Below are 24,504 nucleotides of genomic sequence, written 5' to 3' on the forward strand. Positions count from 1 at the left end.
AAACGTTATAACAGCTAGTTGCCAGTTTGAGCCTTGTTTCTGGGGTAAATCTCTAGAATCGTTCACATGCAAACATCTTCTTCCACTCTTGTGCTGCGCGGTATTTCGTCCATGGCCACCAAGGCCTTGCTGGCTGATTTGACCCAGGCTTACCTTGCCCAAACCGGCGTGTCGGTGCACATCGAGTCTGTGGGCGGTGTAGATGCCGCCAAGCGCGTGCAAGCGGGCGAAGCGTTTGACATGGTGCTTTTGGCGTCTGATGCCATCGAGCGTTTGATTGCCTCTGGCCATGTGCAAACCGGCTCACGTTGCGACTGGGTGCGTTCGCCCGTGGCAGTGGCCGTGCCCGCAGGTGCTCCACATCCTGATTTGAGCAACGAAGCAGCCGTCAAAGCGGCGGTGTTAGCCAGCCCGACGCTCAGCTACTCCACTGGCCCAAGCGGCGTGTACCTAGAAAAATTGTTTGAGCGTTGGGGCATCGCCGACGAGGTGAAAGCCCGCATCGTGGTGCCGCCACCTGGCACACCTGTGGGCGCGTTGGTGGCTAGCGGCAAGGCGGCTTTAGGTTTTCAGCAGTTGAGCGAACTCATTGCTTTGCCCGGTATCGATGTGCTGGGCACTTTGCCAGCTGATGTGGCGTTCATCACCACGTTCTCGTCGGGCATTCCTGTGGGCATCGCGGGTGATGCTGCCCGTGTGGCTGCGGTGCAATCGTTTTTACAGTTCTTGGCTTCGGCTGGCGTGGAAGACGTCAAGCGCAAGCAGGGCATGGACTGGCTTTAAATTTTAAATTTCATTTTGTAAGGGGTATTCATGTCTCTCATCATCGACGTTCATGGTCACTACACCACCGCGCCCAAGGCTTTGGAAGAGTGGCGCAACCGCCAAATCGCCGGCATCAAAGACCCAGCGTCTATGCCAAAGGTGTCTGAGCTCAAAATCAGCGACGACGAGTTGCGCGAAACCATCGAGACCAACCAACTCGCCAAGATGAAAGAGCGCGGCTCTGACATCACCATCTTTAGCCCACGTGCCAGTTTCATGGCACACCACATTGGCGACTTTCAAGTGTCATCCACTTGGGCTGCCATTTGTAACGAGCTGTGCTTCCGCGTGGCTGAGCTCTTCCCCAATAACTTCGTGCCCGCGGCCATGCTGCCCCAGTCGCCCGGTGTGGACCCCGCCACGTGCATTCCAGAGTTGGTGAAGTGCGTGGAGCAATACGGCAACGTCGGCATCAACCTCAACCCCGATCCATCCGGCGGCCACTGGACATCGCCGCCTTTGAGCGACAAGTCGTGGTACCCCATTTACGAAAAAATGGTCGAGTACGACATTCCCGCCATGATTCATGTGTCGACCAGCTGCAACGGCTGCTTCCACACCACGGGCGCGCATTACTTGAACGCCGACACCACGGCCTTCATGCAGTGTTTGACCTCAGACTTGTTCAAAGACTTCCCCACCTTGAAGTTCTTGATTCCTCATGGCGGCGGCGCTGTGCCTTACCACTGGGGTCGTTTCCGTGGCTTGGCGCAAGAACTGAAAAAGCCCTTGCTGTCTGAGCACTTGATGAACAACATTTACTTCGACACCTGCGTCTACCACCAGCCGGGTATCGACTTGTTGACCAAAGTGATTCCGGTCAAGAACATCATGTTTGCCTCCGAGATGATCGGCGCGGTGCGCGGCATCGACCCAGAAACTGGTCACTACTTTGACGACACCAAGCGCTACATCGAGTCCACCCTCAACCTCAATGCCGACGAGCGCCATCAGGTGTACGAAGCCAACGCACGTCGCGTGTTCTCGCGCTTGGACACCAAGCTCAAGTCGCAAGGCCGTTAATCCATTCTCAGGAGATTTCATATGTACGAACTCGGCGTTGTGTATCGCAACATCAACCGCGCAGACCGCGCAGCAGCTGACGGCTTGGCCGCATTGGGCTCGGCCACTGTGCACGAAGCCATGGGCCGTGTGGGATTGCTCAAGCCCTATATGCGCCCCATCTATCCCGGCGCGCAAGTGTCGGGCACAGCCGTGACCGTGCTCTTGCACCCCGGCGACAACTGGATGATGCACGTGGTGGCTGAACAAATTCAGCCCGGCGACATCGTGGTAGCCGCCATCACGGCCGATTGCACCGATGGTTACTTTGGCGATTTGTTGGCCACGTCTTTTCAAGCACGCGGCGCACGCGCCCTCATCATCGACGCCGGTGTGCGCGATGTGAAAGAGCTGCAGCGCATGAACTTCCCCGTGTGGAGCAAAGCCATCAGCAGCAAAGGCACCATCAAGGCCACCATTGGCTCGGTCAACATTCCCGTGGTGTGCGCTGGCATGTGGGTCACGCCTGGTGATGTGATCGTGGCGGACGATGACGGCGTGGTGTGTGTGCCCGCTGCACGCGCCGCACAAACCTTGGCTGCCGCGCAAAAACGCGAGAGCTTTGAGGGCGAGAAGCGCGAAAAGTTGGCTTCAGGCATCTTGGGCCTGGACATGTACAACATGCGCGAGCCCTTGGCAGCTGCTGGCTTAAAGTACATCGATTAATTTTGATGAACTTGAAAGCTTGTCACATGACCCACGCCTCTAAGCGCCAACTGTTTGCAGCTTTGGCGTTGGGCGTTTTGGCGCTGTGCGGTTTGCCCGCACACGCCCAAGACTTCCCCACCAAACCCGTGCGTATCCTCACGCCGTTTCCTGTGGGCAGTGGGCCTGAGGGTTTGCTGCGCTTGGTGGCTGACAAGCTGTCGCGCACCTGGGGCAAGCCGGTGGTGGTGGAGAACAAGCCGGGCGGCAATGGCTTCATCGCGATTGACACTTTCAAGCGCGGCGCCACCGATGGCCATGATTTGATTCAGCTCGATGGTGTGCATTTGTCGGCATATCCGTATCTCTTCAAAAAGTTGCCTTACGACGCCAAGACCGATTTCGAGCCACTGTTGCCCTTGTTCAAAACGTATTTCTTTATAGCGGTGGCCACAGACAGCCCCTACAAAACCGTGGCCGATTTGGTAGCAGATGCTAAAGCCAATCCGGGCAAGCTCAACTACGGTTCGTGGTCGGTGGGCAACCCTGTGCACTTGGGCTCGGCTTTGTTTGAGTCGGTCACCGGCACAGACATGCAGCACGTGATCTACAAAGAAACCAGCATGCTCTACACAGGTGTGGCCAATGGCGAACTGTCGTTTGCCTTGGGCACCAACGCCACGGCAGGTGCCATGCACCGCGCTGGCAAGCTGCGCTACTTAGCCGTGGCTGCACCCAAGCGCGTGAGTGCGTTTCCCAACGTGCCCACCATCGGTGAATCAGGTGGCCCCGTAGGTTTTGAAGTGAGTGGCTGGACCACCATTGCGGCCCCCAAAGGTTTGCCCAAAGCGCTAACTGACAAGATTCAACGCGACATTGAAAAAGCCTTGGCCGAACCCGATGTGCGCGAAAAGTTTGCCACCTTTGCCTACGAGCCTTTCATCTTGAACCGTCAACAGTTCAACGCCTACATCCAAGCGGAGTCAACACGGTTTGGCGCCATCATCAAAAAAGCACAAGTCTCTTTGGACTGATGCAACACGAAAAGGAAAGACATGGAATTTGAAAAAACACCCGGCTGGATGGACTGGTACACAGGCCCCGCCAAACCAACATTTAAATTGCCTGCGGGTGCGGTGGATGCTCATTGCCATGTGTTTGGCCCCGGCAACGAGTTTCCTTATGCGCCAGAGCGCAAGTACACACCGTGCGACGCATCCAAGGCACAGCTCTATGCTTTGCGCGACCACCTGGGCTTTGCCCGCAACGTGGTGGTGCAAGCCACCTGCCACGGCGCAGACAACCGCGCCATGGTGGATGCCTTGACCAGCTCTGGCGGCAAAGCGCGTGGCGTGGCCACCGTCAAGCGCAGCGTGACCGAAGATGAGTTGCAAGCCATGCACGATGCAGGTGTGCGTGGCGTGCGCTTTAACTTTGTGAAGCGCTTGGTCGACTTCACACCGAAAGACGAATTGCTTGAAATTGCCAAGCGCGTGCAAATGTACGGTTGGCATGTGGTAATTTACTTTGAAGCCGTTGACTTGCCCGAGCTGTGGGACTTCTTCACCGCTTTACCCACCAACGTGGTGGTGGACCACATGGGTCGTCCCGATGTGACAAAGCCTGTAGATGGCCCTGAGTTTGAGCTGTTTGTGAAGTTCATGCGCGAACACAAAAACGTGTGGAGCAAAGTGACTTGTCCTGAGCGTTTGTCAGTGTCTGGCCCCAAGGCGTTGAATGGCGAGCAAAACGCATACCAAGATGTGATTCCATTTGCCAAGCGGATCGTGGACGAGTTTCCAGACCGCGTGATTTGGGGTACCGATTGGCCACATCCCAACCTCAAAGACCACATGCCAGATGACGGCTTGTTGGTGGACTTCATCCCGCACATCGCAACCACTGAAGAAAAGCAACGCAAGTTGTTGGTCGACAACCCAATGCGACTCTACTGGCCTGAGGAGACTTTTTAATGGCACTCGACAAACCCTACACCGACGTTCCCGGCACCATCATTTTTGATGCCGAGCAATCGCGCAAAGGCTACTGGCTCAACCAGTTTTGCATGTCGCTCATGAAGTCAGAAAACCGCACGCGTTTCAAAGCCAACGAGCGCGCCTATCTTGACGAGTGGGCGATGACTGAAGAACAAAAGCAGGCCGTGTTGGCACGTGATTTGAACTGGTGCATGCGCACTGGCGGCAACATTTACTTCCTCGCCAAAATCGGTGCGACCGATGGTTTGAGCTTCCAGCAAATGGCGGGCTCCATGACCGGCATGACCGAAGAGGAATACCGCAACATGATGATCCATGGTGGGCGCTCGGTTGAAGGCAACCGTGTGATTGGAGAAAACGGCGATGCACAAGCCCAGAACCAACCTCAAGGTGCAGCAGGTAAACAAGCGCGCGAAGCCGCAAAGAAAGCATAACCATGGCAAAAATTACCGCATCCGTTTACACCTCACATGTGCCCGCCATCGGCGCTGCACTGGATCTGGGCAAAACACACGAAGACTACTGGAAACCAGTTTTCGCTGGCTATGACTTCTCGAAGCAATGGATGAAAGACAACAAGCCAGACGTGATCTTCTTGGTCTTCAACGACCACGCCACTGCTTTCAGCTTGGACATGATTCCCACCTTCGCCATTGGCACAGCAGCTGAGTACACACCTGCTGACGAAGGCTACGGCGCACGCCCTGTGCCCAAAGTGAAAGGCCATCCAGAGTTGGCTTCGCACATCGCGCAGTCGGTCATTCAACAAGACTTCGACCTCACCATCGTCAACAAAATGGACGTGGATCACGGGCTGACCGTTCCGCTGTCTTTGATGTGCGGCGAGCAAGACCCTGTGAAGGGCGCTTGGCCTTGCCCCGTGATTCCGTTTGCGGTGAACGTGGTCCAGTACCCCGTGCCCAGCGGTCAGCGTTGTTTCAACCTCGGCCAAGCGATTCGCAAAGCGATTGAGAGTTACGACGAAGACATCAATGTGCACATCTGGGGCACAGGCGGCATGAGCCACCAGTTACAAGGCGCGCGTGCGGGCCTGATCAACCGCGAGTGGGACAACAACTGGCTAGACCAGATGATCAACGACCCCGTCGCTTGCGCAGCTACACCGCACATCGACTATGTGCGCGAAGCCGGCAGCGAAGGCATTGAGCTGGTGATGTGGCTCATCGCACGCGGTGCGATGTCGGACATCCAAGACGGCAAAGTCACAGGCCCCGCGCCGAAACTGGCGCACCGCTTCTATCACGTGCCTGCATCGAACACTGCTGTGGGCCACGCTATTCTTGAAAACGCATAAGAGTAAAACAACATGAGCAAAACCATCAAAGTCGCCCTAGCTGGCGCTGGTGCCTTCGGCATCAAACACTTGGACGGCATTCAAAACATCGACGGCGTTGAAGTGGTCTCGTTGATTGGCCGTGAGTTGCCCAAGACCCAAGAAGTCGCTGCCAAATACGGCATCCAACACGTCACCACCGACTTAGCCGACAGTTTGGCCTTGCCCGAAGTGGACGCCGTCATTCTGTGTACCCCCACCCAAATGCACGCCGCACAAAGCTTGGCTTGCTTGAAAGCAGGCAAGCACGTGCAAGTGGAAATCCCCTTGGCCGACAGCTGGAAAGACGCCGACGAAGTCGTGCGCGTGGCCAAAGAAAAAGGCTTGGTCGCGATGTGCGGTCACACCCGTCGCTTCAACCCCAGCCACCAATACGTGCACAACAAAATCAAAGCAGGTGAATTCAACATCCAGCAAATGGATGTGCAAACCTACTTCTTCCGTCGCACCAACATGAATGCGCTGGGCCAGGCCCGTAGCTGGACCGACCACTTGCTGTGGCACCACGCGGCACACACCGTGGACTTGTTCGCTTACCAAGCGGGCAGCCCGATCGTCAAAGCCAATGCGGTGCAAGGCCCCATTCACCCAACACTGGGCATTGCGATGGACATGAGCATTCAGTTGCAAGCGGCCAACGGCGCGATTTGCACTTTGAGCTTGTCGTTCAACAACGACGGACCCTTGGGCACGTACTTCCGCTACATCGGCGACACCGCTACCTACTTGGCGCGTTACGACGACCTGTACACCGGCAAAGAAGAGCAAATCGACGTGTCCAAAGTGGCGGTATCAATGAACGGCATAGAGTTGCAAGACCGTGAGTTCTTTGCTGCCATCAAAGAGGGGCGCGAGCCGAACTCGAGCGTGGCACAGGTGTTGCCTTGCTACAAGGTGTTGCACGACTTAGAGCTTCAGCTCAACGCTTAAGTTTTTCTGACCCAAAGAAAGCACGCCCTACTTGGCATCAGCTTGTTGCTGATTGCCATGGCGTGCTTTGCTGTTTTAGATACCACCACCAAACGCGTGACCACGGTGGTGCCTGTGATGGTGGCCATTTGGGCGCGCTACTTTTTTCAAGCCCTGCTCACCACCGCTGTGGTGCTGCCACTCAAAGGCCTTGATGTTTTAAAAACAGAGAACCCACGCCAGCAAATCACACGCGGGGTGTTGCTGACGCTGGTCACGGGCTTGGCTTTTTCTAGCCTGAAGTTTTTGCCTGTGGGCGAGTTCACCGCCATCGTGATGGTGGTGCCTTTGTTGGTCACATTGCTGGCTGCGCGCATGTTGGGTGAGCATGTGTCGGCGCAACGTATTTGGTTGGTGTGTGGTGGTTTTGTGGGCACGCTCATCATCGTGCGGCCCGGCACAGAGGTGTTTGGTTGGCCCTTGCTGATTCCTGCTGCTTTGGTGGTGGTGAATGCCGCGTTTCAGCTGCTCACCAGCAAAATGGCACGCACCGAAGATGCCATGACCACGCAGTTCTACACCACATGGGTAGGGACGGCTTTGACATCCATTCCCTTGTTTTGGTTTTGGGTGCCTGTCACCGAGACGCGCGTCTTGTTGGAGTTGGTGCTCATGGGTGTGGCGGGTTGTGTGGGGCACTTCTTGCTCATCATGGCTTTTGAGCGCTCACCCGCTGGCTCTTTGATGCCCTATATGTATGCGCAAATTGGCTTTGCCATGTTGGGTGGATGGCTGGTGTTTGACCACGTGCCCGATCATTTCTCCATGATGGGCATTGGCCTCATTGCTCTGTGCGGCATAGCCGGTGGTTTGCTGACCGTGTACGAGCTGCGTCAAAAAACTCAGCCTAGCCTAGGTCAGTGAGCATCGCAGACCTCGCCTGAGCTACTGGCGTGCTCTGGCCACGGCGTGTTTGGCTGCCAAGTAACCAAACGTCAGACCTGGCCCAATGGTGATGCCAGGCGCTGGATACACACCGCCCATGATGGAGTGCATGTCATTGCCCACGGCATATAGGCCGTCAATGACATCGCCTTGTGCATTGCGTACACGCGCATCGCCATCGGTGACTAAGCCTGTGGCTGCGCCAATGTCGCCAGGGTAAAGCGCGACAGCGTAGAAAGGGCCTTCGCGCAAAGCACCCAGGCATGGGTTGGGGCCATGCCATGAGGCATCGCCGTTGGCGCGTTGGTAGTCGGTGGTGCCCCGTTGGAAATCTTCGTCCACACCGTTGTCGGCGAATGCGTTGAAGTGCTCGACCGTGGTTTTCAGTTTGTCAGCGGGCACATTCAGTTGTTGTGCGAGTTCTGCCATGGTGGCGCCTTGCTTCAAATAGCCATCCGCTAAAAAAGGCGCCAGTCCCTTAGCGCCGGGACGAACCATGCCAATGCCATAGCGCTTCAATGCGCCTGCATCGCACACCAGCCAAGACGGCACGCTGGGCGTGGTGGCGTGGTGGGCTTGCATGGCAATGCCAAACAAGTGGTACGAGGTAGATTCGTTCACATAGCGTTGACCATTGCTGTCCACGGTGATCATGCCGGGCTTACCGCGGTCCATCACAAAGTGGGGAAACACCGCGGTGCTGCCGTCGGCACGTTGGCGTGTGGACACCGGCGCCCAAAATGCGTGGCTTAAACCTCCCGTGCCGAGTTGTGCACCCGCTTGCAGTGCCAAGTCTTGTGCACGGCCCGTGTGGCCGGGTGCGGCCGGACACCAAGCTTCTTGCGCGCCGGGCAACAAGTCTGCGCGGCGTTTGGCGTGTCGGTTGAAGCCGCCGCTGGCCATGACCACGCCACCTTTGCTGCGCACCGTGCGTCTGACCACGCTGCCGTCAGGCAAGGTTTGTTGCAGTGCCACACCTTGAATGACATTGCCTTCTTGCAGCAGTTGCGTGGTTTCTGTGTTCGTGACCAACAAACCATCGCGTTGGATGTAGCTGTAGAGCATGCGCGCAATCATGGCATTGCCCATGACCAAGCGCGTGCTGCGTGGGTGCAAGAGTTGGTCGAGGAAGTGGCGCACGATGATGCGAACGCTGTAGCTGAATGACTTCCACGTTTCAGTCAAGCGCAGCAAATGAAAGATGTCATCGCGGTCCACCATCATGCCGCCGAGCACGGTGAACTCGGGAATCGGGTTACGCACGAGCGGTAGATTGGCCCCAAGCAATTTGCCATCAAAGGGTTGTGGCTCAATCGCTCGGCCGCGCAACACCGAGCCTTCAAGCTCAGACAAATAGTCGGGGTGCAACATGCGCACTTGAAATTGCAGCGCGCTGTTGGCTTCGAGTTTGGCAATGGCATGTGGGCCGTTGTCGATGAATGCTTGGCGCAGCTTGGCGTCTGAGCGCTCGCCCACAGCCTGGTTTAAAAACGTGGCCACACGCTCAGGCGTGTCGTCTGGGTTGACTTCTAATCCGCGCTGGGTGCCAGGCACCCAAGTGGTGGAGGCTGACCATGCGGTGGTGCCCCCCACATGGGCCATGCGTTCGACCAACAGCACACGTGCGCCATCAATCGAGGCATTCAGGGCTGCTGAGAAGCCTGCGCCGCCAGAACCGATGACGACGAGATCGACCGTGTCGTTGTCCTCTAGTTGTGAGAGGTCTGTGCTGATGCGATGAGACAAGGGGTGCAAGGTATCGCGCATAGCCATCAAGCCTCCAACAAGAACTGCACCATCAGCTCACGCACTTGCGCAAACATATCGGCGCCTGTCACGGTCTTGCAACCCTTGGCGCGTGCAGCCGCAATGAGTGGCGTGATGGCGGGCGCAGTGATGACGCAACCCACAAACATGTCGTCATGAATTTTGGTGATGTCAATCGGTGTGGGATCGGTTTCTTTCATGCCGATGGGCGTGGCGTTGACGGCCACATCAAAGCCTGCGGGGTCGGGGCTGCCACGTGTGAACTTTTCAAGATGGGTGACCTTGCCCAGTTTCAAACTGTTGAGGCGGTCGATCAGTGATTGGCGGCGTTGGTCGTCGGGGTCGTGAATGGCAAGCTCGCTCACGCCCGCCAATACCAAGCTGTGTGCAATGGCTGAGCCTGCACCACCCGCCCCCACCAGCAGGGCGCGTTTGTTGTTCAACACGCAACCGTTTTTTTCCATGGCGCGCACGTAGCCTAAGCCGTCAAACATGTCGCCGTGCCATTGGCCTTGTGCATTGCGACGCACGGTGTTGACAGTGCCTAGAAATTCGGCGCGTTCTGACAAGGTGTCGCAAAACGCCGTGCAGGCAAATTTGTGCGGTACTGTGACGATGAGGCCGTCAATGTTGCGTGCGCGCTTGGTGCCCGCCCACCAGTCGGTCAAGTCAGCGGGGGCCACGTGGGCTGGGACGCAAATGGCGTCGCGGCCATGCGATTCAAAGGCTTGTGTCACGCCAAACGGGGATTTCACCTGGGCAATGGGGTCACCAACAATGACGTGAACACGTGTAGCGCCGCTGAAGTTTTCAAGCATGGAGATGGGGCTTTGAGTGGATGAATGTGGCGCAGTTTATCTAAAAATGGAATCAGGTTCAACTTTTGAATCAAATTCATTTTTCGTGATAAAGTGCCACGCACTATGCATTCACACACATCACCATGAGCGGCGTACTCGAAAGAACTTTGGGCATCTTGGAGCTCTTATCTCAGCAAGGGCAAGGTGTTGAACTGGCTGTGTTGGCCGACAAGCTCAACATGCCCAAGAGCGCTGCACACCGGCTATTGGCGGACCTTGTGCGCTTTGGCTATGTGCGCCAAACCCGCGACATGGGCGAATATGTGTTGACCACCAAACTGGTGTCGCTGGGTTTGAGTTACCTCAGCAAAACCGGTGTCATCGATGTGGCGCAGCCGTTGCTGGACCGCTTGGCCGAACAAACCGGCGAGCTGGTGCGTTTGTCGGTGGTCGATGGCGACCGCTTGACTTGGGTGGCTCGCGCCCAAGGCGCACGCCAAGGCCTGCGCTATGACCCAGACATGGGCAGCATCGCTCGATTGAGCTGTTCGTCTTCTGGCTTGGCTTGGTTGTCCACCATGAAGGATGACGATGCTTTGGCTTTGGTGTCGCAACAAGGCTTGGGTTCTCCGCAAGACTTTGGCCCCAATGCGCCCAAGAGTTTGAAAGCGTTTCTGAAGGTCTTGCAAGACACGCGCAAACAAGGTTTTAGCCTGACCGAAGAAACCTACACAGCAGGTCTCAACGCCATTGCAGCACCCGTAGGTTTGGCAGGGCAGTTGCCCATGGGCACCATCAGTGTGGCCGGCCCTTCTTCGCGTTTGACACGCGAGCGCATGTTGGCATTGGCTCCTGATTTGTTGTCATGCGCTGCGCAGTTGGTAGCGGCCAGTGGCGCATCACCCATGCTGGCGCGCGGCACCAGCCATGTGCGTTTGCAACCCATTTACGCAGCCTAAGCCATGACGCAGCACAGCGCCTCGACACCGTGGGACTGCGATTTACTCGTGGTGGGTTCAGGTGCGGGCGCACTGTCCACCGCTGTGACGGCTGCGCACCTTCGCCTCAAAGTTATCGTGGTGGAGAAAGATCCGCACTATGGTGGAACCACGGCATGGTCGGGAGGGTGGATGTGGATTCCGCGCAACTCCTTCGCCATTCAAGCGGGCATCACCGAACCGATTGAAAAGCCGCTCGCCTATTTGCGCCACGAACTTGGAGCGCAGTTTGATGAAGCGCGAGCGCGCACCTTCCTCACGCATGGTCCGCGCATGGTGCGCTTCTTCCAAGAGCACACCGCTTTGCAGTTCATTGACGGTAATGCCATTCCCGACTTTCATGGCCGCACAGAAGATGCTGCATTGGGTGGCCGCTCTGTCGGGGCAGCACCATTCAACGGCCGCTTGTTAGGCCGGCATGTGAAGCAACTCAAAACGCCCTTGAATGAAATGACTTTCTTGGGGATGGGCATTTCCTCGGGTGCGGATATTCGGCATTTTTTCAATGCTTTGCGTTCATGGCGTTCGTTCTTTCATGTGGCCCATCGTGTCACGCGTCATCTCCTCGACTTAGCCATTCATGGCCGAGGCATGCAGTTGGTCAACGGCAATGCCCTAGTGGCGGGTTTGGCGAAGTCTGCCTTCGATGCAGGGGTAGACATTCGTGTGAACTGCCCTGCAGTGCGATTGGTCACTGAAGATGGCAAAGTACGCGGTGCAGTTGTCATGCACAACGGTGCAGAGCAAACCATTCGCGCCAAGCGTGGTGTGATGTTGGCCACCGGAGGCTTTCCGCACGACCCCAAGCGCAAGAGCCAACTGCTGCCACACGACCCGACAGGCCAGCAACATTTTTCAGCCGCTGCGCGTGGCAACACGGGCGATGGCCTGCGCTTGGGTGAATCTGTAGGCGCTGTGGTGGCGACTGATTTGAAGCATGCGGCAGCGATGGCGCCCATTTCCTTGGTGCCGCGAAGCGATGGAACCATCGCGCACTTTCCACACTTGATTGAGCGCGGTAAGCCGGGCTTGATTGCTGTCACACGTTTTGGCAAACGCTTTGTGAACGAGGCTGACTCGTACCACGATTTCATGCAAGGTTTGATTCAAGCCTTGCCCCAAGCGGAGCCTGTGCAAGCGTGGCTGGTGGTAGACCACCGCTTCATCCGTCGTTGGGGGCTTGGCGCGGTCAAGCCTGCACCCGTACCCATGCACGGCATGTTGGCCAGTGGTTATTTGAAACGTGGCAACACTTTGGCTGAGTTGGCGCAAGCTTGTGGCATTGACGCGATTGCTTTGCAAAACACAGTGGCCCGTTACAACACCCAAGCCGACATTGGCTACGACGGTGAATTTGCCAAAGGTCAAACCGCCTACAACCGCATGCAAGGCGACCCCACTCATGCGTGGCGCAACCCGAACATGGCACCTATTCAAGACGGGCCGTTTTATGCCGTTCGCATCGTGGCGGGCAGCTTGGGCACGTTTGCTGGTTTGCGATGCAACGAACACGCACAAGTGCTAGATGCAAAAGGCCAAGCGATAGACGGTTTGTATGCCGGTGGTAACGATCTCTCCAGCGTGATGGGTGGTAACTACCCGAGCGGCGGCATCACCCTTGGCCCTGCCATGACCTTTGGTTATCTGGCGGCGCACCACGCGGCACGCTTGTCACCAGACTTTGCTTCTTCCGAACATCCATTTTTGAAAAGGACATCCCCTATGTATTACGAACTCGCCACCATGACTCTGCCTTTCGGCACTGCCGCTCAAGCTGCTGCCAACGTGCAAACCTTTGCTGCGCAAGGCCAAGGTGAATTGCTGGGCTGCTGGTTCACCGACATTGGTGTCCTCAACCAAATGATTGTGTTACGTGGCTTTGACGACCTGGCCACCTTGCAAGCGGAGCGCAACCGCACACAACACAACGCCAGCCCCTTTGGTTGTGGCGAAATTTTCCAAAGCTTGGAGCAACACAGCTACCAAGGCTTCCCTTGGATGAAGCCCGTGCGCCCCAGCGCTGAGAGCGGCATCCATGGTCCCGTGTATGAAATTCGCACCTACGGCATCAAACCCGGTGGTGTGCAACCCACGATTGATTTGTGGGAACAAGCCATTCCTGCCCGCGACAAAATCTCGCCTTGCGTGGTGGCCATGGTGGCTTTGGATGGCCCGCTGCGCTTTACCAATATTTGGGCTTACCCCTCACTCGATGCGCGCAGCAAAGCCCGCGCCGATGCCGTGGCCCAAGGCATTTGGCCACCCAAAGGCGGCCCTGCCAACTTAACCACCAACATGGTGTCCACCATCGGTATGCCCACAGCTGTGTCGCCACTCAAGTAAATACCTTAAGCCTGCACACCATGCGCACCTACTCGCTTGCGTACCTCACAGCCAACGCCTCCACCGTGCCGCAAGCTGTTCGCATTGCGGCCGATCTGGGTTATGCCTATGTGGGCTTGCGTGTGCAACCCAATGGCCCAGGCGCACCGTTTCAAACGCTGATTGGTGACGCCGCCGTGTTGCGCGAAACCCAAGCGCTGATGCGCGACACAGGCGTGGGTGTGTACGATTTAGAAATCATCCGCATCGGTGAACAGTTCAACCTAGCTGACCATGCCGCGTTGATGGACATCGGCCAAATCTTGGGGGCCAAAGCTGTACTCATTGCGGCAGACGACACAAATGAATCGCGATTGGCTGACAACTACGCACGCCTGTGCGATGCCATGCGCCCCTATGGTTTGACTGCTGATTTGGAATTCATGCCCTGGACTGCTGTGAAAGATGCCAAGTCCGCCCTGCGTGTGATTGACTTAGCAGGTCGACCCAGCAACGCAGGCATCTTGGTGGATGCCTTGCACTTTGGTCGTTCCCACACGACCTTGCAAGACATCGCTGCCATCCCGCGTGAGTTGTTGCACTACGCGCAGATGTGCGATGCGCAATCAGGGTTCAACTTCACAACTGAAGAGTTGATTCACACCGCAAGACAAGAACGCTTGTTGCCTGGTGAAGGCAACATTGACGTGACCGGTTTGTTTCAGACCTTGCCGCAAGAGCTGCCCGTGAGTGTAGAAATTGTGAACCTAGAACGCTCGAAACCCATCGGCGACAAAGCATGGTCCGAGCTATGTCTCAACGCAACAAAGAAAGTTTTAGGCGGTGCCTGAATCTGTACGCCACGTTCACCATAGTCGCCAAGTTGGGCTGCCTGCGCGCGCAGCAAGCGACATTCTGAGCAAAGCGAAGAGGAGCTGCTGTGCGTGCAGGCAGTCCAACTCGGTCACCACCAAAACCGCAACGTCAAATCAACGGGCGCAGGCTCTGAGCCACTTCACGCAGCACTGGCAATACGCGGTTGACAGCCTCCTTGGAGGTCTCATGCTGAATGGGCATGCTCACCGTCAAAGCGCCTTGCACATTGCCTTTGTGGTCCCGCAAGGGCACCGCCACGCCGCGGTAAGCCAAGTCGAGCTGCTGCTCGGACATCGCCCAATCTTGGGCACGGATGCGGGCCAGCTCGGTGCGCATGCGTTTGGGATCGGTGATGGTGTGCGACGTAAAGGCTTTGAGTTCATGGTTTGCCAACCACGCATTCGACACTTCCTCGCCCAACAAAGCCAGCAACAACACGCCCGCGCTGGTGAGGTGACAAGGCACGCGCGCACCCAGTGCAAAGCTGGTGTTCATGCTGCGGTTTTGCCCGTTCCGCGCGATGTAGACCAAGTCATAACCGTCAAGAACGGCGACAAACGAAATTTCTTGTGTGCCCATGGCCAAACGTTGCAACGAGGGCTGCACGATGCGCGGCAAGCGCGCCGATTCCAAATACGACTGGCCCAATCGCATGACTTTGGGCGTGAGCCAAAACAGCTTGCCGTCGCTAGCGACAAACCCCAAATGCAAAAGCGTCAACAAGTAGCGACGCGCAGCAGTTCGTGTCAGCCCACAGCGTTGGCCAGCTTGTGTGGCGGTCAGCCGCGGGTTGTGTTCGTCAAAGGTCTGCAGCATGGCGAGGCCTTTGTCCAGACCTGCGATCCAGTCCTTCTTGTCTATGTCTGTGGAATGCGTCGAAAGCGTGTTCATAAGGTGTGCAGGGGGAAACCCGTGATGCGTTCGATAATCGCACAAAATAGTTCATTAATCGCGCAAACTGGGCTTTTTTACCCGACAGTTTCCAATTTTGCAATTAAATTTCACACGTCCAATTCCTTTGGACGGTGTGCCGCCGGTTTCATCACCCCGAGCCATCCAACAAAGGCTCAATTTCAACCCCCAAAGAGGAGACATCCATGAATAAACGTTCCACCCTGAAAGCTGTTGCAGCGGCTGCCATTTTTGCTTTGGCTGGCATGGCACACGCCCAGCAAACCGTGAAGATTGCCAACATCGTTGAGCTCTCCGGTCCTGGCACGACAGCCGGTACGGTGTTTAAAAACGGCGTGGAGTTGGCTGTCAAAGAGATCAACGAGAACGGCGGCATCTTGGGCAAAAAAATCGAGAGCTACACCGTTGACACACAAACCAACCCTGGCGTGGCCAAGGGCTTGACCCAAAAGGCCGTGGACGATGGCGTGTTTGCTATTTTTGGCCCTGTTTACTCAGGCTCCATCATGGTGTCGATGGCTGAATCCAAGCGCGGCGAAGTGCCTAACTTCACCGGCGGTGAAGCTGCTTCCATCACAGCACAGGGCAACCCTTATGTGTTCCGTACGGCTTTTGGTCAAAGCACCTCATTTCCTAAGCTGGCTAAGTTCATCAACACCAAAGCCAAAACATTGGCTGTGATTTATGTCAACAACGACTTCGGCAAAGGTGGTCGCGACACACTGAGCAAATTGCTGGCTGATGGCCCAACCAAAATCGTGGCCGACATTTCAACGGACGCAGGTCAAGTTGACTTTTCAGCCGCTGTGTTGAAGGCCAAGCAAAGCAACGCCGACGCGATCTTTGCTTACACCAACGAAGAAGAGTCCGCACGTTTGTTGCGCGAGTTGAAGAAGCAAGGTTGGACCAAGCCCGTGATTGGCGAGACAACCTTGACTGGTCAAAAAGTGATTGAGTTGGCAGGCGACGCAGCCAACGGCGCAATGGCCCACGTCGGTTTGACCGTGGATGCACCGAACCCAGAAATGTTGAAGTTCAAAGCCAAGTACTACCAAGCCTATGGCAGCATTTCTGACCACAACGGCATCAAGGGCTACACCGGCGTGTACGTGCTCAAAGCCGCCATTGAAAAAGTGGGCAAGCTTGACCGCAAAGCCGTGGCGCAAGCGCTGCATGGCATCAATATCAGCGCCAAGAAAAACCCAGGCGTGATCATGGATGTGAGCTTTGACGCCAACGGCGACCTCGACCGCGAGAGCTTCTTGATTGAAGTTAAAAATGGCCGCCAAGTGGTGACCGCTGTTTTGCCAGCTTTGAACGCGAAGAAGTAATTTGAGGTTCCGAGCACGCCTTCGGGCGTGCTTTTCTTTTTCTAAGCGAATTCACATGACCGACTTTCTACAACTCTTTTTCAGTGGCCTCGCCACCGGCAGCATTTATGCACTGGCGGCTTTGGGCTTTACCCTGCTTTGGCAAGCTTCGGGCACCATCAACTTTGCGCAAGGCGAGTTTGTGATGCTGCCGGCGTTCATGATGCTGGGCTTTTTGGCTGCGGGCTTTCCGCTGGTGTTGAGCTTTGTCGCGAGTTGTGTGGTGTCGGTCTTTGTCTTGGGCTGGTTGTTCAAGCGCGGCGTGGTCGACCCCCTGTTCAAGTTCGGCATGATGCCTATCGTGGTGGCCACCATTGGTTTGTCTATCGCCATGCGCAATTTCGTGCGTGCCGGCTACAGCGCTGAACCACATCCGTTTCCCAATTTGTTTCCAGACGAGGTGTACAACATTGCCGGTGTGACGATTTCTGCCACCGACATTGGCACCTTTGTCTTCGCCATTGCCTTGGTGTTGGTGACGCAAGCTTTTTTGGCCAAGACCGTCACGGGTCGAGCCATGCAAGCGGTGGCACAAAACACCGAGAGTGCATCGGTGTTGGGCATCAACGTGCCGCGCATGATTTTTTATACCTTCGCTATCAACGCGCTGTTGGCAGCAGCCGCAGCGGTGTTGGTGACGTCCACGTATTTGGCCAAGTTCGACATGGGCGCCTCGCTAGGTAACAAGGCGTTCTTCGCAGCCATCATTGGTGGATTCAACAACTCACGTGGCGCTTTGTTGGGCGGTGTGATCGTGGGCGTGTGCGAAAACTTGGCTGCAGCCTACATTTCGCCCGCATACAAAGACGCGGTAGCGCTGGTCATTTTCATGGTCGTGATTTTGTTCAAGCCGCAAGGCTTGTTGGGTAAAAAAGTGGAGCGCAAAGTATGAAGAAGCTCGCCATCCTTGCTGGCCTCTTGGGGCTGTTGGCCTGTATTTTTGTGCCCACCTTGCTCAAGAATCATGGCATTTATTTGTTCACCTACTGGTTGATCTATGTGATCGCCACCATGGGCTTGAACCTCACCATTGGTTACGCCGGTCAAAAGTCACTCGGCCATGCGGCGTTCTTTGGCATTGGCGCCTACACCGTGGCCGTGATGATGCAAGCAGGCTACAGCTTTTGGCTCGGCATGCCCCTCGCTGCACTGGGCTGTTTTGTGGTGGGCTTGGCCTTGGGCTTTCCTGCGCTGCGCGTGCAAACCATTTACTTGGCGTTTGCCACGTTGGGCTTCAACACCGCCGTGTGGTTGGTGATGCGCAACGAAGAGTGGCTCACAGGCGGCACGTTTGGTATCAATAACATTGCCCGTCCAGAAGCCTTCGGCATCAGCTTTGACGGCAACTTGGCTTACTACTACTTGGTGTTGGCTTTTACTGTGGTGCTGGGCCTGCTCTTGTGGGGCTTGCTCAACTCGCCTTGGGGCAAAGCTTTCACCGCGTTGCGTGACAATCCCATCCGTGCGGAGAGCTTGGGCGTGGACATCCGTGGGTACACCTTGTTGAGCTTTGCCATTGGCGCAGCTTATGCAGGCATTGCCGGTGGTTTGTTTGGCTCGATGGTGCAGTTCATCGACCCTGCACCGTTCACGGTTGAAGCCTCCATCATGATGTACCTCATGGTCGTGGTGGGAGGCCCTGGCTATTTCTTGGGTCCCTTGCTTGGTGCTGCGGTGGGTGTGATCTTGCCCGAGTGGCTGCGCTTTGCGCAGGCTTGGTATTTGTTTGTGTTCGGTACGGCTGTGGTGATGTTGATGATTTGGCTGCCTGATGGTCTGCTGAGCATTCCAGACCGCATTCGGGCGAAACGTCTGTCGCGTGAGGCCTCAGCAGCACGTGCAGCGGCAGGTCAATCAGGAGTGAAGGCATGACGCATTCAACCATTCAACCCGTTCTCAAAGTCACCGACTTGAAGAAAGCCTATGGCGCGATTCAAGCGGTGGGTGGTGTGTCTTTCGAAGTGCGCCCTGGCGAAATCTTTGGCGTCATTGGCCCCAACGGTTCGGGCAAGACCACCTTGTTCAACAGCATGTTGGGGCAGATCACACCGGACACCGGCAAGATTGAACTCAATGGCCAAGACGTGACTAAGTTAGGCCCCTTAGAGCTCAACCGACGCGGCGTAGGCCGCACCTTCCAAACCCTGCAGGTGTTTGGCAAGATGACGGTGCGCGACAACTTGATCGTGGCTGCGCAAGAGCACCAAGGCACCATGTTCAGTCGCATGTTTGCACCCACCGACTCCAACTTGGGCGCCAAAGCTGATGCTTTGATTGACCAGTTTCATATCCGACATGTGGCCGATAAAAAAGCGGGCGAGTTGAGTTACGGCCAACAAAAGCTGGTCGACATTGCCATGGCCTTCATGAGCGAGCCAGACTTGGTGCTGCTCGACGAGCCCTGTGCAGGTGTGAACCCAGCGCTGGTGGGAGGCATCAGCACCTTGCTGAAAGACTTGAACAAAACCCAAAGAGCAGACGGCAAGGCCAGCAGTTTTGTGGTGATTGAGCACAACATGGACTTTGTGATGGACTTGTGCCACCGCATCATGGTGATGGTCGAAGGCAAAGTGTTGGCCATTGGTACACCTGCGGAGATTCGCGCCAACAAACAAGTGCTCGACGCTTACTTGGGGAACTGATCATGACCACACACAACAACACAACACCGTGCATCGCGTTTGACGATGTCGTGGCGGGTTACAAAGATTTCATGATCTTGAACAACCTCTCGTTCACTGTACCGAAGGGTTCCATCACCTTGTTGATTGGCCCCAACGGTGCTGGTAAATCAACCGTGCTCAAAACCTTGTTTGGTTTACTCACCCCGCGCCAAGGCAAAGTTTTTTTGAACGGCGACGACATCACCGGCGCCACTCAAAAAGATTTGCTCGCACGCGGTATCGCCTTCGTGCCTCAGGGTCGCAATTTGTTTGGCCAACTCTCGGTGTATGAAAACCTAGAGCTTGGCGGTATCACTTTGGGCATGAAGACAACCCATGAGCGCATTCCTGAAGTGCTGGAGTTTTTCCCACGCGTGAAAGAACGCATGAACTCATTGGCGTCATCGCTGTCCGGTGGTGAACAAAAGCAGCTCGAAATTGGTCGCGCTTTGTTGCTGCGCCCCAAGGTCTTGTTGATTGACGAGCCTTCCATTGGTTTGTCACCCATGGTGGTGCAAGACGTGTTCAAGCTCTTGCGCAGGTTAGCTGACCAAGGTACCACGGTGCTGATGGTGGAGCAAAACGTGAAGAGTGCGCTCAAGTATTCAGACAACGCGATTGCGTTGGAGTCTGGCCGTTTGGTGCTGTACAAATCAGCCGCTGAAATTTTGGCCGACCCACAAATGGAGCGTTTGTTCTTGGGTGGCGCACACACCACCACGGCAGCCGTCACTGTTTAACCTTACGCGCTCTTGAGGCGCATGAGGGCGCACTAGGGTTCTTCTGGAGACAGGTACTGGCGTTTCGCGTTCTATACTTTCAGAATGAACGAAACAGTACATTCTGCACGCAAGGCGCCCAAACGCACCAACGATCCCGAGCGGACGATGGCGGGCATCATCGCTGTGGCGACGGCAGAGTTCGCTGCCAAGGGTTTGGCAGGCGGGCGCATAGACGCCATCGCCGATGCTACGCACACCAGCAAGCGCATGATCTATTACTACTACGGCAGCAAAGAGGGCTTGTACCTGGCCGTCCTAGAAGACGCGTATCGCCGTATCCGTGCCACCGAGGCTGAGCTGCACTTGGCCGACTTGTCGCCGATTGAGGCACTCAAGGCGCTTGTGGGCTTTACCTTTGACCACCACCACAGCAACCAAGACTTCATTCGCTTGGTGATGTCCGAGAACATCCAACGCGGAAGTTTTTTGGCACAAAGCAAACTGATTCAAGAGCTGAACGTGTCTGCCATTCAATCCATCGAAGCTTTGTACAAGCGCGGTGTGAAGGCCGGTGTGTTTCGCAAGGGGCTAGACCCCATCGACATCCATGCGTCTATTTCAGCGCTCACGTTTTTCAATGTGTCAAACCGTTACACCTTTGATCTGATTTTTAAGCGTGACAGCCAAACTGCGAAGGCCCTGGCCGCACGACGCCAAAGCGTGGTGGAGATGGTGTTGCGGTTTGTAAGTTATTCGAATTTGGCATAGCAGGTAGTTGGCTATGCCGTATTTAAATAAGGGTTTTCACTAGGGTGTCACAAAGTAACTGTTTTGTACATTTTGTTACAGCCCATATTTTTCAAGGATTTTTCCAATGCTTAATCGTTTACTCGATCGTTACTGCCGGTTTCTAGAAATCCTGATGGCTCTTGCACTTGCTGTGATGGTGGTTTTGGTTTTCGGCAACGTGGTGATGCGATATGCCTTTAACTCTGGCATCACCTTGTCTGAGGAACTTTCGCGTTGGTTATTTGTGTGGGTGACCTTTTTGGGTGCGATCGTGGCCATGAAAGAAGGCGCTCATTTGGGCTCTGACACCATCGTGTCTAAGTTGTCGGTGCGCTGGCAAAAATACTTTTTGGTCATCGGCCACCTCTTGATGCTGTTCATTTGCTGGTTGTTGTTCAAAGGCTCGCTGGACCAAACCATCATCAACTGGGATTCGACCAGTGCGGTGATGGAAGCCTCGATGGGCATTTTTTACGCCTGCGGCATGGTGCTGGCTGTGTCGGGCGCTTTGATATTGGTGGACCACCTGTTGCGTTTGATGCGCGGTGAGTTGGCAGACAGTGAGTTGATTGGTATTCGTGAGTCTGAAGAAGAACCCGTCGACGTTCCCGCACCTCTCAAGTAAATCCCAAGGAATTCCATCATGACAATCGCTGTATTTTTGGGCTCTTTGCTCGCCGCCATGGCGCTGGGTGTGCCGATCGCTTTTTCTTTGTTGCTGTGTGGCTCCGCATTGATGTGGCACATGGACATGTTTGATGCGCAAATCTTGGCGCAAAACGTGATCGAAGGCTCCAACAGCTTTCCGCTGCTGGCCGTGCCGTTTTTCATGTTGGCCGGGGAGGTCATGAACACGGGTGGCTTGTCACGCCGCATCGTTGACTTTGCCATGGCGCTGGTCGGTCACATTCGTGGTGGCTTGGGTTATGTGACCATCGTGGCAGCTTGTTTGTTGTCGGCCCTGTCTGGCTCGGCGGTGGCAGATGCTGCGGCGTTGACGGCTTTGTTGTTGCCCATGATGGTCAAAGCTGGCCACGACAAGGCACGCAGCGGTGGCTTGATTGCCGCTTGCGGCGTAATTGGCCCGATCATTCCGCCGTCGATTGGTTTTGTGATTTTTGGTGTGGCTGCCAACGTGTCGATCAGCAAGTTGTTCTTGGCTGGTATTTTTCCTGGCATCGTGCTGGCTGCAGGTTTGTGGGCCACATGGTGGTGGTGCACGCGCAAAGAAGATTTGACGCCGCCTGCACGCAAGACCAGCGCCGAGGTGTTTGCCGCCATGCGAAGTGCTGGCTGGGCCCTGATGTTGCCGTTGATCATTTTGGTGGGCCTTCGCATGGGCGTGTTCACCCCAACCGAGGCTGCTGTGGTGGCTGCGGTGTACGCGTTGTTTGTGGCAGGTGTGATTTACCGCGAACTCACCTGGCAGCAGTTGTTTGACGTGTTCCGTACCGCGGCCAAAACCACGTCAGTCATCATGTTCTTGGTGGCAGCGGCCATGGTGTCTGCTTGGTTGATCACGGTGGCCAACTTGCCAGCGCAAGTGGTGAGCTTGCTCGAACCATTGTTGGGCAACCCCACCCTGTTGATGGCAGCCATCATGGTGCTGTGCATGGTGGTGGGAACCGCCATGGACATGACGCCAACCATTCTGATTTTGACGCCTGTATTGATGCCCATTGTCAAAGCCGCTGGCATTGACCCTGTGTACTTCGGAGTGCTGTTCATCATCAACAACTCGATTGGTTTGATCACCCCGCCTGTGGGCACCGTGCTCAATGTGGTGGCGGGCGTGGGCCGCATGCGCATGGACGATGTGACGCGTGGGGTGTTGCCCTTTATGGCGGTGCAGTTCGTTGTCATGTTCTTGATGGTGTTGTTCCCCGCCATCGTGATGGTGCCTGCACGCTGGTTATATTAAGTTTCTTTTCTGCTGTCTGTTCGGGTACGCCAGACAGTGGAACCTTCATTGGGCGTACGACCGCAAAAGTTCATCAGGAGACACTGACATGAAACGTATCTTTATCAAGACTGTGATCGCGACTGTGGCCATGGCCGCCATGGGCATCGCTTCGGCACAAGTCAAAACCATCAAGTTCGCCAACCAGAACAATGCCGGTCACCCCATCGTGCAAGGCATGGAGAAATTCAAAGACATCGTCGAGAAAAACTCGGGCGGCAAACTCAAAGTCAACATCTTCCCCGGTGGCACTTTGGGCAGCGACCAAGCCAACGTGTCTGCCATTCAAGGCGGCTCACTCGAAATGGCTTCCATGAACTCTGGCATCTTCGCCAGCCAAGTCAAAGACTTCGGTGTGTTCGATTTCCCCTTCATGTTCGCCAGCACCAAAGAAGCTGATGCTGTGGTCGATGGTCCATTCGGCAAGAAGATGCACGCCAAGTTGGAAGAAAAAGGTTTGATCGGTTTGGCTTACTACGAGTTGGGCTTTCGCCACCTCACCAACGGCAAGCGTCCCATCAACAAAGTGTCTGACATCGAAGGCCTGAAGTTGCGTGTGATTCCTAACCCCATCAACGTGGATTGGGTGAAGGCCTTGGGTGCCAACCCAACGCCACTGCCTTTCCCAGAGCTGTATGCAGCTTTGGAACAAGGTGCCGTGGACGGTCAAGAAAACCCCATCCCCACCATCAATAGTGCCAAGTTGTATGAAGTGCAAAAGAACCTGACATTGACGGGTCACCAATACAACCCACAATCTGTGGTGATCAGCAAAAAGTTTTGGGACGCCTTGAGCGCGGCTGAGAAAAAAATCGTGGCTGATGCGGCCATTGAGTCTGCCAAATTTCAACGCGAAACAGCGCGTGCTTTGGAAGCCAGCTTGTTGGCCAACTTGAAGAAGAACGGCATGCAAGTGACCCAGTTGTCCGATTCTGAAATGTCGATCTTGCGCGACAAGATGCGTCCTGTCACCGCCAAGTACGGCGTGGTGGTGGGCCAAGACTTGGTCAAAGAGCTGCAAGCTGAAATCGAGAAGGCGCGTTCAGCCCCTGCGAAGAAAGCCAGGTAATAGGTGAGTCATGCTTCGCCGCGTGTGCGGCGAAGCATTGTTTTTGACGAAACAAAAATTGTTAAAGGTAGATATGAAAGTCTTGATGCTGCACGGCGTGAACCACAACATGTTTGGCAAACGCGACCCTCAACAATACGGCACCATCACGCTCGATGAGATCAATGCCAATTTGCACACGCTGGGCAAAGAGCTGGGTGCTGAGCTTGAGTGCTATCAGACCAACCATGAGGGTGACATGTGCGAGCGCATTCATCAAGCCTACTTTGACAAGGTCGACGCCGTGCTGATCAATGCCGGCGCTTGGACCCATTACAGCTACGCCATTCGCGATGCTTTGGCAGTGCTCACTTGCCCTGTGGTCGAGTTGCACATGTCCAACATCCATGCGCGTGAAGAATTCCGTCACAAGTCCGTGTTCGCTGAAATCGTGAACGGTCAGATTTGTGGCTTTGGCGCTGACAGTTATTTGTTGGCCTTGCGTGCAGCGGTGTCTGCTGTTCAATCGGCCAAATAAAG

Annotated in this window: 25 protein-coding genes; 22 read left to right on the forward strand and 3 right to left on the reverse strand. The window is 55.5% G+C overall.

Annotation, left to right across the window (positions count from 1 at the left end; translation table 11 throughout):
• The first annotated feature begins 66 nt into the window (after positions 1 to 66).
• The 9 genes from RMR24_RS09270 to RMR24_RS09310 are packed head-to-tail and all read left to right on the forward strand — an operon-like array spanning position 67 to position 7,716.
• Positions 67 to 783: a substrate-binding domain-containing protein gene (locus tag RMR24_RS09270; RefSeq protein ID WP_310614791.1), complete on the forward strand. Its 717-nt coding sequence runs from the start codon at positions 67 to 69 to the stop codon at positions 781 to 783.
• A gap of 30 nt (positions 784 to 813) precedes the next feature.
• On the forward strand, positions 814 to 1,848 hold the full coding sequence (locus RMR24_RS09275) for an amidohydrolase family protein (protein WP_310614792.1): 1,035 nt from the start codon (positions 814 to 816) through the stop codon (positions 1,846 to 1,848).
• Between the two features lie 21 nt (positions 1,849 to 1,869).
• Positions 1,870 to 2,553 carry a 4-carboxy-4-hydroxy-2-oxoadipate aldolase/oxaloacetate decarboxylase gene (ligK, locus tag RMR24_RS09280; protein ID WP_310614793.1) on the forward strand — a complete coding sequence of 228 codons (684 nt, stop codon included), beginning with the start codon at positions 1,870 to 1,872 and terminating at the stop codon, positions 2,551 to 2,553.
• Between the two features lie 26 nt (positions 2,554 to 2,579).
• Entirely contained in the window at positions 2,580 to 3,566 is a 987-nt protein-coding gene (locus RMR24_RS09285; RefSeq protein ID WP_310614794.1) for a tripartite tricarboxylate transporter substrate binding protein, read from the forward strand.
• Positions 3,567 to 3,587: 21 nt separating this feature from the next.
• Complete coding sequence (locus tag RMR24_RS09290) at positions 3,588 to 4,505, forward strand: amidohydrolase family protein (RefSeq protein WP_310614795.1); 918 nt, start codon at positions 3,588 to 3,590, stop codon at positions 4,503 to 4,505.
• Positions 4,505 to 4,963, forward strand: a complete 459-nt coding sequence (gene ligA, locus RMR24_RS09295; protein WP_310614796.1) for a protocatechuate 4,5-dioxygenase subunit alpha — start codon at positions 4,505 to 4,507, stop codon at positions 4,961 to 4,963. The genes RMR24_RS09290 and ligA overlap by 1 nt, the downstream gene beginning before the upstream one ends.
• Before the next feature lie 2 nt (positions 4,964 to 4,965).
• Entirely contained in the window at positions 4,966 to 5,844 is an 879-nt protein-coding gene (locus RMR24_RS09300) for a class III extradiol dioxygenase subunit beta (RefSeq protein ID WP_310614797.1), read from the forward strand.
• 12 nt (positions 5,845 to 5,856) lie between these two features.
• Complete coding sequence (locus RMR24_RS09305; protein ID WP_310614798.1) at positions 5,857 to 6,813, forward strand: Gfo/Idh/MocA family oxidoreductase; 957 nt, start codon at positions 5,857 to 5,859, stop codon at positions 6,811 to 6,813.
• A gap of 42 nt (positions 6,814 to 6,855) precedes the next feature.
• Positions 6,856 to 7,716, forward strand: a complete 861-nt coding sequence (locus tag RMR24_RS09310; protein WP_310614799.1) for a DMT family transporter — start codon at positions 6,856 to 6,858, stop codon at positions 7,714 to 7,716.
• Between the two features lie 21 nt (positions 7,717 to 7,737).
• On the opposite strand, the gene RMR24_RS09315 is transcribed toward RMR24_RS09310, so the two are convergent.
• Entirely contained in the window at positions 7,738 to 9,510 is a 1,773-nt protein-coding gene (locus RMR24_RS09315; RefSeq protein ID WP_310614800.1) for an FAD-dependent oxidoreductase, read from the reverse strand.
• Positions 9,510 to 10,322 (reverse strand): ThiF family adenylyltransferase, encoded by an 813-nt coding sequence (locus RMR24_RS09320; protein ID WP_310614801.1) that lies wholly within the window; start codon positions 10,320 to 10,322, stop codon positions 9,510 to 9,512. Before RMR24_RS09320 ends, RMR24_RS09315 begins: the two co-directional genes overlap by 1 nt.
• 125 nt (positions 10,323 to 10,447) lie before the next feature.
• Between RMR24_RS09320 and RMR24_RS09325 the strand changes: the two genes are divergently transcribed.
• The 3 genes from RMR24_RS09325 to RMR24_RS09335 are packed head-to-tail and all read left to right on the forward strand — an operon-like array spanning position 10,448 to position 14,475.
• The gene (locus tag RMR24_RS09325; RefSeq protein ID WP_310614802.1) at positions 10,448 to 11,263 is read left to right on the forward strand and encodes an IclR family transcriptional regulator; all 816 of its coding nucleotides are present in this window, start codon (positions 10,448 to 10,450) and stop codon (positions 11,261 to 11,263) included.
• A gap of 3 nt (positions 11,264 to 11,266) precedes the next feature.
• Positions 11,267 to 13,645 carry an FAD-dependent oxidoreductase gene (locus RMR24_RS09330; protein ID WP_310614803.1) on the forward strand — a complete coding sequence of 793 codons (2,379 nt, stop codon included), beginning with the start codon at positions 11,267 to 11,269 and terminating at the stop codon, positions 13,643 to 13,645.
• A gap of 20 nt (positions 13,646 to 13,665) precedes the next feature.
• On the forward strand, positions 13,666 to 14,475 hold the full coding sequence (locus tag RMR24_RS09335; RefSeq protein WP_310614804.1) for a sugar phosphate isomerase/epimerase: 810 nt from the start codon (positions 13,666 to 13,668) through the stop codon (positions 14,473 to 14,475).
• 133 nt (positions 14,476 to 14,608) lie between these two features.
• On the opposite strand, the gene RMR24_RS09340 is transcribed toward RMR24_RS09335, so the two are convergent.
• Positions 14,609 to 15,391 (reverse strand): IclR family transcriptional regulator C-terminal domain-containing protein, encoded by a 783-nt coding sequence (locus RMR24_RS09340; protein ID WP_310614805.1) that lies wholly within the window; start codon positions 15,389 to 15,391, stop codon positions 14,609 to 14,611.
• A gap of 206 nt (positions 15,392 to 15,597) precedes the next feature.
• Here RMR24_RS09340 and RMR24_RS09345 point away from each other — a divergent pair, with 206 nt between their 5' ends.
• The 10 genes from RMR24_RS09345 (at position 15,598) to aroQ (ending at position 24,502) form a co-directional block, all read left to right on the forward strand.
• Positions 15,598 to 16,743 (forward strand): ABC transporter substrate-binding protein, encoded by a 1,146-nt coding sequence (locus RMR24_RS09345; protein ID WP_310614806.1) that lies wholly within the window; start codon positions 15,598 to 15,600, stop codon positions 16,741 to 16,743.
• Positions 16,744 to 16,798: 55 nt separating this feature from the next.
• On the forward strand, positions 16,799 to 17,674 hold the full coding sequence (locus tag RMR24_RS09350) for a branched-chain amino acid ABC transporter permease (protein WP_310614807.1): 876 nt from the start codon (positions 16,799 to 16,801) through the stop codon (positions 17,672 to 17,674).
• Positions 17,671 to 18,654: a branched-chain amino acid ABC transporter permease gene (locus RMR24_RS09355; protein WP_310614808.1), complete on the forward strand. Its 984-nt coding sequence runs from the start codon at positions 17,671 to 17,673 to the stop codon at positions 18,652 to 18,654. The genes RMR24_RS09350 and RMR24_RS09355 overlap by 4 nt, the downstream gene beginning before the upstream one ends.
• Positions 18,651 to 19,424: an ABC transporter ATP-binding protein gene (locus tag RMR24_RS09360; RefSeq protein ID WP_310614809.1), complete on the forward strand. Its 774-nt coding sequence runs from the start codon at positions 18,651 to 18,653 to the stop codon at positions 19,422 to 19,424. Before RMR24_RS09355 ends, RMR24_RS09360 begins: the two co-directional genes overlap by 4 nt.
• Before the next feature lie 2 nt (positions 19,425 to 19,426).
• Positions 19,427 to 20,185: an ABC transporter ATP-binding protein gene (locus RMR24_RS09365; protein WP_310614810.1), complete on the forward strand. Its 759-nt coding sequence runs from the start codon at positions 19,427 to 19,429 to the stop codon at positions 20,183 to 20,185.
• 84 nt (positions 20,186 to 20,269) lie between these two features.
• On the forward strand, positions 20,270 to 20,935 hold the full coding sequence (locus RMR24_RS09370) for a TetR/AcrR family transcriptional regulator (RefSeq protein WP_310614811.1): 666 nt from the start codon (positions 20,270 to 20,272) through the stop codon (positions 20,933 to 20,935).
• A gap of 154 nt (positions 20,936 to 21,089) precedes the next feature.
• The gene (locus RMR24_RS09375; protein WP_310614812.1) at positions 21,090 to 21,581 is read left to right on the forward strand and encodes a TRAP transporter small permease; all 492 of its coding nucleotides are present in this window, start codon (positions 21,090 to 21,092) and stop codon (positions 21,579 to 21,581) included.
• Positions 21,582 to 21,599: 18 nt separating this feature from the next.
• Positions 21,600 to 22,877 (forward strand): TRAP transporter large permease subunit, encoded by a 1,278-nt coding sequence (locus tag RMR24_RS09380; protein WP_310614813.1) that lies wholly within the window; start codon positions 21,600 to 21,602, stop codon positions 22,875 to 22,877.
• An 88-nt stretch (positions 22,878 to 22,965) separates the two neighbouring features.
• Positions 22,966 to 23,985 carry a TRAP transporter substrate-binding protein gene (locus RMR24_RS09385; RefSeq protein ID WP_310614814.1) on the forward strand — a complete coding sequence of 340 codons (1,020 nt, stop codon included), beginning with the start codon at positions 22,966 to 22,968 and terminating at the stop codon, positions 23,983 to 23,985.
• A gap of 73 nt (positions 23,986 to 24,058) precedes the next feature.
• Positions 24,059 to 24,502 (forward strand): type II 3-dehydroquinate dehydratase, encoded by a 444-nt coding sequence (gene aroQ / locus RMR24_RS09390; RefSeq protein WP_310614815.1) that lies wholly within the window; start codon positions 24,059 to 24,061, stop codon positions 24,500 to 24,502.
• The last annotated feature ends 2 nt before the right edge of the window (positions 24,503 to 24,504 follow it).

Origin of the sequence: Limnohabitans sp. (assembly GCF_031539105.1) — a bacterium.
In the GTDB taxonomy this organism is placed as follows: Bacteria; Pseudomonadota; Gammaproteobacteria; order Burkholderiales; family Burkholderiaceae_C; genus Limnohabitans.

Excerpts from the sequence above, each read along its gene's own strand:
- RMR24_RS09385 (WP_310614814.1), top strand. The coding sequence starts at position 22,966 with ATGAAACGTATCTTTATCAAGACTGTGATCGCGACTGTGGCCATGGCC.
- RMR24_RS09365 (WP_310614810.1), top strand. The coding sequence starts at position 19,427 with ATGACCACACACAACAACACAACACCGTGCATCGCGTTTGACGATGTC.
- RMR24_RS09285 (WP_310614794.1), top strand. The coding sequence starts at position 2,580 with ATGACCCACGCCTCTAAGCGCCAACTGTTTGCAGCTTTGGCGTTGGGC.
- ligA (WP_310614796.1), top strand. The coding sequence starts at position 4,505 with ATGGCACTCGACAAACCCTACACCGACGTTCCCGGCACCATCATTTTT.
- RMR24_RS09270 (WP_310614791.1), top strand. The coding sequence starts at position 67 with ATGCAAACATCTTCTTCCACTCTTGTGCTGCGCGGTATTTCGTCCATG.
- RMR24_RS09360 (WP_310614809.1), top strand. The coding sequence starts at position 18,651 with ATGACGCATTCAACCATTCAACCCGTTCTCAAAGTCACCGACTTGAAG.
- RMR24_RS09325 (WP_310614802.1), top strand. The coding sequence starts at position 10,448 with ATGAGCGGCGTACTCGAAAGAACTTTGGGCATCTTGGAGCTCTTATCT.
- RMR24_RS09335 (WP_310614804.1), top strand. The coding sequence starts at position 13,666 with ATGCGCACCTACTCGCTTGCGTACCTCACAGCCAACGCCTCCACCGTG.
- RMR24_RS09345 (WP_310614806.1), top strand. The coding sequence starts at position 15,598 with ATGAATAAACGTTCCACCCTGAAAGCTGTTGCAGCGGCTGCCATTTTT.
- RMR24_RS09375 (WP_310614812.1), top strand. The coding sequence starts at position 21,090 with ATGGCTCTTGCACTTGCTGTGATGGTGGTTTTGGTTTTCGGCAACGTG.
- aroQ (WP_310614815.1), top strand. The coding sequence starts at position 24,059 with ATGAAAGTCTTGATGCTGCACGGCGTGAACCACAACATGTTTGGCAAA.
- ligK (WP_310614793.1), top strand. The coding sequence starts at position 1,870 with ATGTACGAACTCGGCGTTGTGTATCGCAACATCAACCGCGCAGACCGC.
- RMR24_RS09320 (WP_310614801.1), bottom strand. The coding sequence starts at position 10,322 with ATGCTTGAAAACTTCAGCGGCGCTACACGTGTTCACGTCATTGTTGGT.
- RMR24_RS09275 (WP_310614792.1), top strand. The coding sequence starts at position 814 with ATGTCTCTCATCATCGACGTTCATGGTCACTACACCACCGCGCCCAAG.
- RMR24_RS09300 (WP_310614797.1), top strand. The coding sequence starts at position 4,966 with ATGGCAAAAATTACCGCATCCGTTTACACCTCACATGTGCCCGCCATC.
- RMR24_RS09350 (WP_310614807.1), top strand. The coding sequence starts at position 16,799 with ATGACCGACTTTCTACAACTCTTTTTCAGTGGCCTCGCCACCGGCAGC.
- RMR24_RS09370 (WP_310614811.1), top strand. The coding sequence starts at position 20,270 with ATGAACGAAACAGTACATTCTGCACGCAAGGCGCCCAAACGCACCAAC.
- RMR24_RS09355 (WP_310614808.1), top strand. The coding sequence starts at position 17,671 with ATGAAGAAGCTCGCCATCCTTGCTGGCCTCTTGGGGCTGTTGGCCTGT.
- RMR24_RS09330 (WP_310614803.1), top strand. The coding sequence starts at position 11,267 with ATGACGCAGCACAGCGCCTCGACACCGTGGGACTGCGATTTACTCGTG.
- RMR24_RS09290 (WP_310614795.1), top strand. The coding sequence starts at position 3,588 with ATGGAATTTGAAAAAACACCCGGCTGGATGGACTGGTACACAGGCCCC.
- RMR24_RS09340 (WP_310614805.1), bottom strand. The coding sequence starts at position 15,391 with ATGAACACGCTTTCGACGCATTCCACAGACATAGACAAGAAGGACTGG.
- RMR24_RS09380 (WP_310614813.1), top strand. The coding sequence starts at position 21,600 with ATGACAATCGCTGTATTTTTGGGCTCTTTGCTCGCCGCCATGGCGCTG.
- RMR24_RS09315 (WP_310614800.1), bottom strand. The coding sequence starts at position 9,510 with ATGGCTATGCGCGATACCTTGCACCCCTTGTCTCATCGCATCAGCACA.
- RMR24_RS09305 (WP_310614798.1), top strand. The coding sequence starts at position 5,857 with ATGAGCAAAACCATCAAAGTCGCCCTAGCTGGCGCTGGTGCCTTCGGC.